The following is a 9,216-nucleotide window of genomic DNA, read 5'->3' as shown; positions in this document are numbered from 1 at the left end:
ATCGGCAGGACCGGCTGGGACCGGTCCAGGGCCTGGATCTGCGACTTCTCGTCCACGCAGAGCACCAAGGCCTTCTCCGGCGGATCGAGATAGAGTCCGACGACGTCACGGACCTTGTCGATGAACAGCGGGTCGGTGGACAGTTTGAATGTCTGCGACCGATGCGGCGCAAGCGCGAACGCCCGCCAAATCCGCGAGACCGTCGACTGCGACATCCCTGTCGCCGCCGCCATCGACCTGGTCGACCAGTGGGTCGCGTTCTTCGGCGTCTCTTCCAGCGTCTTGACGATCACCCGCTCGACGTCAGCGTCGGTGATCTTCCGTGGGACACCGGGCCGCGGGTCGTCACACAAGCCGTCCAGGCCCCGCTCGATGAAGCGGCGCCGCCAGGTGCGGACCGTGTCCGGAGCGATCCGCAGCCGGCGCGACACCTCCATGATCGAGTGGCCTTCGGCGCACTCCAACACGATCCGCGAGCGTTGGGCCAAAGCCTGAGCCGTCGTCCGGCGACGTAACCAGCCCTCCAGCACAGCCCGCTGGGCATCAGTGACCGACAACGGCGGAATCTTCGGACCCGGACGACTCATACCCGACTAACGAGGAATCTCTGACTCAGGTCACTAGAGAGCCCGTCCCAGGTCTCTCATGATTTGCTCGAGGCTGGTGCCGGCGGGCCAGTACTTGACGACCGCATCGCCCTGCAGGGAAAACTTGACGAGTACCTCCTTGTCGCGGAAGGCGGTCTCCCCGAGGTCGAGTCCGAGGGCACCTTGCAGGCCAAGGCGATCTTGGCTCCTGAATGGAAGCTGCCCAACACCCTGGAGTAAGTGGTAGCCCTGCCGCCGTCCGGGCGGCACCGGCGACGCCTCGCGCTCGTCGTCAGGAGCCGTCAATCAACTTCTTGATCTCGGGAGGTAGCTCCTTGTCGGAGTCGATGACGACCAGGCGGACGTCACCAGGTGCGTCGCCCACCGCGACGGCGAGAATGGGGTCCACGCCCTCGACCGCGTAGGCGGTCGTAGACGAGGCCTTGGTCCTGCCGTCGGAATCATCGTTCGGCGTGTCGTCGCATGGCGGACGGGTAGCGGCGCCGAGCTCCTCCCCGACAGAGATGTCGGTGTTGTCGGTGCCGACGTACCTACGCTTCTCGTACTCGACCAGAAACGCACAGGACGACGCGGAATCACCGTTGTCGCTCGACGAGGACGCGCAGCCCACGGACAAGGTGGCGGTGGCTGCCGCCAGCAGCATCCACACGTGCTCGCTTCTGCTGAATGGGAGCACCGGCTTCATCGGTACACCTCCTCCTGGAGCATCAGCTCCGGCTCAGTAGATACTGCGAAGACCGAGGACGTCACCCTTGCCGAAAGTTCTCGCCTTCGTCGTGCACCAGAGCGATTCGCCGTACATCGTGAGGTTCGCGTCCGAGCCGTAGAGGTGCTCCAGACCACAGACGTGACCAGCCTCATGATTGCCGACGGAGCGGATGTCGAACTTGTGCGAGCAACTGCTGGTGGGCTTGTTCGTGAAGTCGTGGTCGGCGGTGTTGAAACAGACGTCCGCCTCGCGCAGGTCATTCTTGACGACCAGCGTAGGCCAGGTCCACGAGCAGTGACGGCGACGGTGCCGCCCTTGAGGTTGCCCGCGTCCCAGGTGCTCACCGAGTCCCGGTCGGTGCACTGGTTACTGCTGTTGACGTTCGCTCCGCGAGCGGTCCGGCCCCGGTAGTGCAAATGTCCGCATCGACCAGGTCGCTGCAGCCGCAGTTGTTGTGGCTGTCAGTGATGTTGTCGATGGCGTCCCAGAAGGCCAGGCGGGCGTCGTTCCGGGAGAGATGGGGGCTCTGCTGCACCTGGAATTCTCGGGTGAATGGTCTTTATATTCGGGACGCCCACCGTGGACCGGCGCCAACCCCAGACGCTGACCGACCTGGAAATGGACGCTCGATACTGCGCCCAGCAGCATCCATCCTGAGAACACGCCGAACATCCACAGTCCTGCATGGACGCGAGCCTGCACAGCGATCCCGGCAGGGGACTTGAACGGCCCTCACCTGCTTTTGCGCTGTATCGCGTGTCGGGTACCACCGGCGGCGTTGATATGCAGTTCCGGTCAACGGCGCGCGGGCCCGGCCATGCGGGACCGCCACCCCATCTGAATGAGGAACCTGCGAGGGGCTATCGGGTCAGTCGATGCTGTTTACGTTGCCTGCCGCCGGATCGCCGTCGCCGAGGGCGACCCACCAGTGGCCGTCGTCGTGGACGAGAAAAAGTTCCTGGCGCTTGCCCGTCTTCTCGTACACGAGGTCCACCTGGTTGAAGTAATCCACTACGCCTTCGACAACTGTGGCCTCCACATGGCCTCGTGCGCCCGCGGCGTACTGTCGGACGTACTTGCGGGCTTCTGCGTCCGGGTTGTCGAAGTCGGGGCCGACGAGCTCTGCCAGCCCTTCGGCGTCCTGGGCCTTGAGCCGCTGGACGACACCCGTAGGAGCGTATCCACGTCTTCAGCGGTCTCCGCGACGTCTGGGTAGTCGGATTTCTCCGCCTTCACCGTGACGTCGACCGATGGGGAGTCGCCAGAGCGTAGGGCAGTCGGAACCAGGTCATCCAGATGCCGACCGCCACGGCGGCCACCGCCAACACTCCCCCAGACATCAGCGCGAAACGCGCACGCCTCCGAGTCGCCGACCGTCGAGGCTTACAGCTCTCCGTCACCGCACCCGGCCGGCAGTGTCGTCCTGCTGACTCATCTACCTCTACTTTCTCGGCTTGCCCACACTTCAGGAGGTCATAAGTACGATCTTCACGGGCAGGCGAGAACAAGCTATCCCGGGGTTCGATGCCCATACGTGATCACGAGCGTCAGGGCGGTCTTGCCACCTTCATCTCCACTCGCACTCGACGCCAAGGGCAACACGGTTCCGGGGCTCGTGACCGCATCGGACACCAAATCGCACTCGCTCCGGGCCGCCGGCAGAAGGCCAGACGCCGTGCCCGCCTGCTCAGTCGTACGGCAAGCTTTGGAAGATCAAGAACGGGAACCCTCTGAGGAGCAACGCATGACACACATACTCAGCCGACGCATCGCACCGATCCTCATCCTCGGTCAGATCGCGTACATCACGCTGCTCGAAATCGCGTTCACCCTCGTCCCGGACACCGCAGAGCTGGACCGCGTGTGGTCGATCCGGTCGAACGCCGCCGACAAGTCGGCGTCCAGCACCCATCTCCGGTGGCTGGCGGGCTTGCTCACCACCTGCAAGATGGCCGCCGGCCCGCGCCGCGTGCCAGACGAAGCAAGGTATCCCAGGGCCTCGGCATCATGAGGGCCATGGACGAAAGGGTGAAGTCCTCACCGAGGACAAGGTGAACGACCTGCTCAGCGACGACGAGCGTGACGCCGGGTGGCACGACGACGCGTACGAGTGAGTCCGCCGAAACCGGTGTCCGGGGGGCCATCCGAGTCTGTTCGCCTGCACGAACCGTCCGAGGTCTTCACCCTTGACGGTCATCTGCCCGGCCGGTGCATTGACCAACTCGCTTGGCGGGGCGAGGATATCGGGGTGGATCAGGTGACTGTAATCGCCTCGGCCGTCGCTCTGGGTGCGTCGGCGGGGCTGGCGGAGACCGCCGCGACGGCAGTCAAGGACGCGTACGCGGCGCTAAAGCGCCTGATCGGCGAGCGCTATGGCCACGTCGATGTGGCACCTGTCGAAGGACGGCCCGAGTCCGAGGCCAAACGTGCCTCCTTGGAAGAGGACCTAGCTGCCGCCGGCGCCGGCGACGACACCGAGCTGCTGCTCGCGGCGCGCGAGCTGATCCGGCGGGTCAAGAGCCAGGAGCCCGGGGCAGGCCTGGCCACCGGTATCGACCTCGAAGAGGTCGAGGCGGCGGCCCTGCATATCGGCAGCGTCGAGTCCGCCGGCACCGGGATACGGGTGCGCCGCGCGAAGTTCACCGGGGACATTGAGATCAACGACGTCCGCGCGGGCCAGGAGCCACCCGACAGCCCTTAGCCGCAGCCGCCTGGCCCGAGCCCGCTGCGGAACCCGAGGGCAGACAACAGCCTCCCGCCACACGTTCGGTGGAGCTCGCCGATGTCAGTGCCGGAGGCGACGTGGTGGTCGACCAGCGCTCCGTCCACGTCCAGCTCCAGCGGCGGCCCGCGCCGCCCTCCCGGGCCGTCCGGCTGGCGCCCCGCCCGGCCCGTCTGGTCGGCCGCGAAGAGCTGCTGACTGTGATGGAGGAGCGGCTGACCTCCCCCGGCCCGCGCCCTCGGCTGCTCGCGCTGCACGGCCTGGGCGGCGTCGGCAAGACCAGCCTGGCCCTGGAGTACGCACACCGCCACGAGAGCGAGTATGGGCTGATCTGGCAGCTGCCCGCCGAGGATCCGACGGTCCTCTCCGCGAGCTGCGGCAGGCTTGCCCGGCTACTCGGCGCCCGAGACCTGGTGGACAGCGCGGACCCGGTCGACCAGGTGCACGCCGCCTTGGCCGTCCGCACCGACCGCTGGCTGCTGCTGTTCGACAATGTCACCGACGCCGACGCCCTCCGCGAACTGGTGCCACCCGCCGGAGACGGGCACGTATTGATAACCTCGCGCTCCGCCCACTGGCCCGACAACCTCGACCTCTCGGTGCCTTTGCTGGATCCAGAGGTAGCCGCCCGGTACCTGATGACCCGCACTGGCGACGAGGACCAGGACGCGGCTGCTGAACTTGCCGGGGAGCTCGGCGCACTGCCGCTCGCCCTCGAACAGGCCGCCTCGTACATACGGGAGAACAGCGAGACCCTGCACCAATACCTGGCCGAGTTCCGCGAACACCGCCCCGAACTCCTCGCCCGAGGCGAATCGTGGGGACACACCAGCCCCGTCGCCTCCACCTGGGAGCTCTCCTTCCAGCGGCTGCAGGACTCTGCCCCCGCAGCGATCACCCTGCTCAGACTTTTGGCCTGCTGCGCCCCCGAAGCCATCCCGATCAAGGTGCTGGTAGCCACCAGGGACGAGGTGCCCGCCATCGACGACGCGGAGGTCAGCGCACTCGTCGCATCTCTACTGCACGACCCCTTCGCCGTCACTGACGCGATGCGGAGCCTGCGCCGTTACTCCCTCATCAGCTCCCCGACCCGCGGCACGGTTGCCGTGCACCGGCTCGTCCAGGCCGTCACTCTCGACCGACTCCCCGCCACACGGGCCCGGGCCTGGAGGGAGGCGACGGCCATGCTGGTCGAGATTGCCCTGCCGGACGAGCCACACCGCCCACAGACATGGCCCACCTACGCAGCCCTGGTCCCTCATGCCCGGGCCGTCCTCGCCCCGGGCCGGCCCGGGGCCCGCAGCCTGGTCGCATACCTCGGCGCGAGCGGTGACTACCAGACCGCCCGAATCGTGCAGCAGGAAGTCCACGCCGACGCCCTCCGCCAGCTTGGACCCGAGCATCCCGAGACCCTCGCAGCCCGCGCGGTCCTCGCAACCTGGACCGGCATGGCCGGGAACCCGGGCGCCGCGCGTGAGGTGCTCGCCGAGCTGGCGCCCGTGTACGAGCGGGCCCTGGGCAGCGAGGATCCACGCACCCTCACCGTCGCGGCCCAACTCGCTGACTGGACCGGACAGTCCGGTGACTGGCCCCGCGCCCGCGACCTGTGCGCCGCGCTGCTGCCGGTACTGAGGCGCGTCTTGGGTGAGGAGCACCCGGATACGCTGACCGTCTGGGCCGACCTCGGCTTCTGGACCGGGCAAGCTGGGAACGCCGCCGCCGCGTGCGCCCACTACGCGGAACTCCTGCCCATCCGGGAGCGGGTGCTGGGGCCCGAGCACCCGGACGTACTCAGCGCCCGCGATCAGTACGCGCGCTGGATTGGTCAGACCGGCGACGCCGCCGGTGCCCGTGACCTGTGCCTCGATATACTCGTCGGCCACGAGCGCTTCTACGGCGCCGAACACCACTCCACCCTGTGGGCCCGTTCCACCCTGGCCTGGTGGACCGGCATGGCTGGCGATGCGGAGGGAGCGCGCGACCGGTACACGGGGCTGCTGGAGGTTCGCGAGCGGGTCTCGGGACCCGAACATCCGGCAACGCTCAACGCCCGGGGCAACCTGGCATGGTGGATGGCACAGGCTGGCGACGCCGCCGGGGCCCGTGATCAATTCGCTGCCCTGCTACCCGTCCACTTGAGGATCCTGGGCCCCGACCACCCGGAGACCTTGCTCGACCGCAAGAACCTCGCCCACTACACCGGGGAGGCGGGAGATCCAGCAGGTGCCCGCGACCAGTTCGGACCGCTCGCGGCCGCCTTTGAGCGCGCCCTGGGACCTGAGCACGGCGAGACCCTGGACGTCCAAGCCAAACTGGTCGAGTGGACTGCGCGGGCTGCCGGTCGCCGAGGCCGCCCGTCAGCTCGCGGTCGAGGGGCAGGGCCAGAGCGAAGTAGTGGCACCACGTTTGATGTGCCGGACACCGAGGCGAACAGCTCGTTCTTCGGCCGGCCCGGCTCGGGTTGAGGGCAGCAGTGCCGTGCGTATCCGCAGGTGCGGCTTGCCGCGCTGGTGGAATGCGGGACACACGCGGTGTTCGCCGCGGCATCTGGCCCGCTCTACCGCGACGACGGCTCCTGCCTGTCCGAGATCGCGGCCACCGACGACCGCGCCCGTCGTGATCCGGCCCGGGTGAGGGTCATCGAGTACACCCTCGGCCGCGAGGGCGACGACACGGTCTACAGGCTGATCACGACCATCTGCGACCCGAAGGAGGCCTCCGCCACCGACCTGGCGGGCCTCTACCACCAGCGGTGGGAGATCGAGAACACCCTGGACGAGATCAAAACCCACCAGGGCGGACACCGCCTCGTCCTCCGCTCGCAATACCCCGACGGCGTTGAGCAGGAAATCTACGGCTTTCTTCTCGTCCACCACGCACTTCGGGACGTCATGCACGCAACGGCTCACCAAGCCGGCCTGGACCCCGACCGGCTGTCCTTCACTCGCACTCTTCGCATCGCCCGCCGCCACGTCACCGACCAGGCGGCACTTTCCCCCCTCACGACTCCGGCAGGCCCTGACCCACACCACCCGTGAGCTGCTGGAACGCCTCCTGCCACCCCGCAGACAACGCTCCAACCCCCGCGTCATCAAACGCAAGATGGCCAACTGGCACCTCAAACACACCCACCACCGCAACCCGCCCCGACCACCAACTCCCACCGTCACACTGGTCCCACCCACCAAACCAACCAGCAGACGCCAGAAAATTGCCTAAATCACCGGTATTGCCTCTAAGGGATGTCCCGCAACTGATCTTGGCATGAAGGTTGGTTGTCAGGACTGGATCCTGGGGACCAGCGGCGCTCCGTGGCCACGGTCGCGTCGTTCTCGCGGACTGTCCGGTTTGGTCACTTGGTGTCCAAGGCGACCCAGGGTACGACGGGTGGTCAGCGGATCCGTCTGGGGAAATGAGCGGCAGAGTCCGCCTGCTATGGTGCGCCGATGTCAGCGATCAAGAAGTTCCAAGTCACCTTTGATTGCGCAGAACCTGAGCGCCTCGCTCGTTTCTGGTGCGAGGTGTTGGGGTATGTCATACCGCCGCCACCGGAGGGGTTCGCCACCTGGGACGATTTCAACCGTACCCTCCCTCCTGAGGAGCAGGGTTCATGGTTCGCCTGCGGTGATCCCTCAGGCGTGGGCCCGCGCCTGTACTTCCAGCGCGTCCCCGAAGGCAAGACCGTCAAGAATCGGGTGCATCTCGACGTCCGGGTCGGCACCGGGCTCGTGGGGGACGAGCGCCTCGCCACGCTCGAAGCCGAGTGCGCACGACTGGTCGCGCTCGGCGCCACCCACGTGCAAACGCTGTATGCCGATGAGGAAAACGAGTCGTGCATCCCAATGCTGGACATCGAGGGCAACGAATTCTGTATCGACTGAGCATTCTCCGAGCCGGGGAGGCGGGGAGCCGCCTCCCCGGGGCCTCTCTGGTCTCGTATGGGGCGGGAGTTACCCCGTGAGGGCGAGGTTGTGCAGCCGGGCGATGCCGAGCATGGCGGTATGAACGCCCTCGCCTTTCAGACGGCAGTCACGAAGGATCTTCCATGCCTTCATCCGCGCGAAGACGTGCTCGACGCGGGCCCGGACCTTGCGGTGGGAGCTGTTGTGCTCCTGTTCCCAAGCTGGCAGTTCGGTCTGGCCGCGTTCACGGCGGTGCGGGATGAGCAGGCCAGTGCCCCGATAGCCGCCGCTCCGCGATGACTGTGGCCCGGCCGACGGCGGCCTTCGCACCGGAAAGTTCCCACGCCTTGCAATCATTGCGGCTGCCCGTGACCGGTCGGCCGACGGCGACGACGAATCGGGTATCGGCGTCGATGACGACCTGGTGGTTGGTCGAGTACCGGTAGTTCTTCGACTGCTCGGCAACCGTATGATCCCGGAGCGCTTCGGTTCGTGGAAGGGCGCCCACAACCGGCTGCGGAAGTGGGCCGCCGACGGGACCTGGGAGAGGGTGTTCACCGCGCAGCTCGCCCAGGCCGACATCGAAGGCGACCTCGACTGGGTCGTCGCGGTCGACTCCACCATCGTCCGTGCCCACCAGCACGCCGCCGGGGCCCGCCAAAAGGGCGCCGCCCGGCGAGCCCAACGACCATGCCCTCGGACGGTCCCGCGGTGGACTGACCACAAAGATCCACCTGGCCGCCGACAGCCGTTGCCGACCGCTGGCCTTCGTCATCACACCTGGCCAGGCCGGTGACGCACCCGCGTTCCCGCAGGTCATGGCCCGCTTACGGGTTCCGCGGCCGGTCGGCAGACCGAGGGTGGCCCCGGACGTGGTCCTGGCCGACAAGGCGTACTCCTCCCGCGCAATCCGTTCTCACCTGCGTCGGCGCGGAATCCGGGCGGTGATCCCGCAGCCCGCCGACCAGGCCGCCAACCGCAAGCGTCTCGACAGCCGCGGTGGCAGGCCACCGGCCTTCGACCGCGAGGCCTACAAGCAACGGAACACCGTCGAACGCTGCATCAACAAGCTCAAGCAGTGGCGCGGCCTGGCCACTCGATACGACAAGACCGCCACCACCTACCTCGCCGAACTCCACCTCGCCGCCATCTTCATCCGGTCAGCGAGGTGATCCAAACCAAACGGCCTAGTAGTGCTTCGTTACGTCGTGTGATCTTGCCAGGTGAGGGGCAGCTTCTGGTTATGAAGCTGGGGGAGGTGGAACGGCTCCGGGG

The 9,216-nt window shown here is 67.1% G+C and carries 9 protein-coding genes and 2 pseudogenes; 6 read left to right on the top strand and 5 right to left on the bottom strand.

The window, feature by feature from the left end; genetic code table 11:
- The 4 genes from ACWIHY_RS39745 to ACWIHY_RS39730 form a co-directional block, all read right to left on the bottom strand.
- The coding region (locus tag ACWIHY_RS39745; RefSeq protein ID WP_454381580.1) for an IS630 family transposase at positions 1–587 on the bottom strand (587 nt) is incomplete at its 3' end.
- A gap of 292 nt (positions 588–879) precedes the next feature.
- Entirely contained in the window at positions 880–1,293 is a 414-nt protein-coding gene (locus tag ACWIHY_RS39740; protein ID WP_454381578.1) for a DUF6281 family protein, read from the bottom strand.
- A gap of 33 nt (positions 1,294–1,326) precedes the next feature.
- Complete coding sequence (locus ACWIHY_RS39735; RefSeq protein WP_454381576.1) at positions 1,327–1,680, bottom strand: matrixin family metalloprotease; 354 nt, start codon at positions 1,678–1,680, stop codon at positions 1,327–1,329.
- Between the two features lie 505 nt (positions 1,681–2,185).
- The gene (locus tag ACWIHY_RS39730; protein WP_454381574.1) at positions 2,186–2,356 is read right to left on the bottom strand and encodes a hypothetical protein; all 171 of its coding nucleotides are present in this window, start codon (positions 2,354–2,356) and stop codon (positions 2,186–2,188) included.
- A 705-nt stretch (positions 2,357–3,061) separates the two neighbouring features.
- On the opposite strand from ACWIHY_RS39730, the gene ACWIHY_RS39725 reads away from it, so the two are divergent.
- The 5 genes from ACWIHY_RS39725 (at position 3,062) to ACWIHY_RS39705 (ending at position 7,920) form a co-directional block, all read left to right on the top strand.
- Positions 3,062–3,328 carry a hypothetical protein gene (locus ACWIHY_RS39725; protein WP_454381572.1) on the top strand — a complete coding sequence of 89 codons (267 nt, stop codon included), beginning with the start codon at positions 3,062–3,064 and terminating at the stop codon, positions 3,326–3,328.
- 246 nt (positions 3,329–3,574) lie between these two features.
- Positions 3,575–4,018, top strand: a complete 444-nt coding sequence (locus ACWIHY_RS39720; protein ID WP_454381570.1) for a hypothetical protein — start codon at positions 3,575–3,577, stop codon at positions 4,016–4,018.
- Between the two features lie 68 nt (positions 4,019–4,086).
- Positions 4,087–6,504: an FxSxx-COOH system tetratricopeptide repeat protein gene (gene fxsT / locus ACWIHY_RS39715; RefSeq protein ID WP_454381568.1), complete on the top strand. Its 2,418-nt coding sequence runs from the start codon at positions 4,087–4,089 to the stop codon at positions 6,502–6,504.
- 66 nt (positions 6,505–6,570) lie between these two features.
- Positions 6,571–7,077 carry a transposase gene (locus ACWIHY_RS39710; protein WP_454381567.1) on the top strand — a complete coding sequence of 169 codons (507 nt, stop codon included), beginning with the start codon at positions 6,571–6,573 and terminating at the stop codon, positions 7,075–7,077.
- A gap of 408 nt (positions 7,078–7,485) precedes the next feature.
- Positions 7,486–7,920 (top strand): VOC family protein, encoded by a 435-nt coding sequence (locus tag ACWIHY_RS39705; RefSeq protein WP_454381565.1) that lies wholly within the window; start codon positions 7,486–7,488, stop codon positions 7,918–7,920.
- Between the two features lie 69 nt (positions 7,921–7,989).
- Here ACWIHY_RS39705 and ACWIHY_RS39700 read toward each other — a convergent pair.
- Positions 7,990–8,419 (bottom strand): annotated as a pseudogene (locus ACWIHY_RS39700) (transposase); the annotation flags it as partial.
- Between ACWIHY_RS39700 and ACWIHY_RS39695 the strand changes: the two are divergent.
- Positions 8,408–9,113 (top strand): annotated as a pseudogene (locus ACWIHY_RS39695) (IS5 family transposase); the annotation flags it as partial. The pseudogenes ACWIHY_RS39700 and ACWIHY_RS39695 overlap by 12 nt on opposite strands.
- Between the last annotated feature and the right edge of the window lie 103 nt (positions 9,114–9,216).

This window comes from Streptomyces sp. NPDC055287 (assembly GCF_053646035.1).
This window is presented reverse-complemented; position numbering and strand designations above follow the sequence as displayed.

What these genes read in the sequence shown, in the direction of transcription:
- ACWIHY_RS39740 (WP_454381578.1), bottom strand. Translation starts at nt 1,293, where the DNA reads ATGAAGCCGGTGCTCCCATTCAGCAGAAGCGAGCACGTGTGGATGCTG.
- ACWIHY_RS39725 (WP_454381572.1), top strand. Translation starts at nt 3,062, where the DNA reads ATGACACACATACTCAGCCGACGCATCGCACCGATCCTCATCCTCGGT.
- ACWIHY_RS39705 (WP_454381565.1), top strand. Translation starts at nt 7,486, where the DNA reads ATGTCAGCGATCAAGAAGTTCCAAGTCACCTTTGATTGCGCAGAACCT.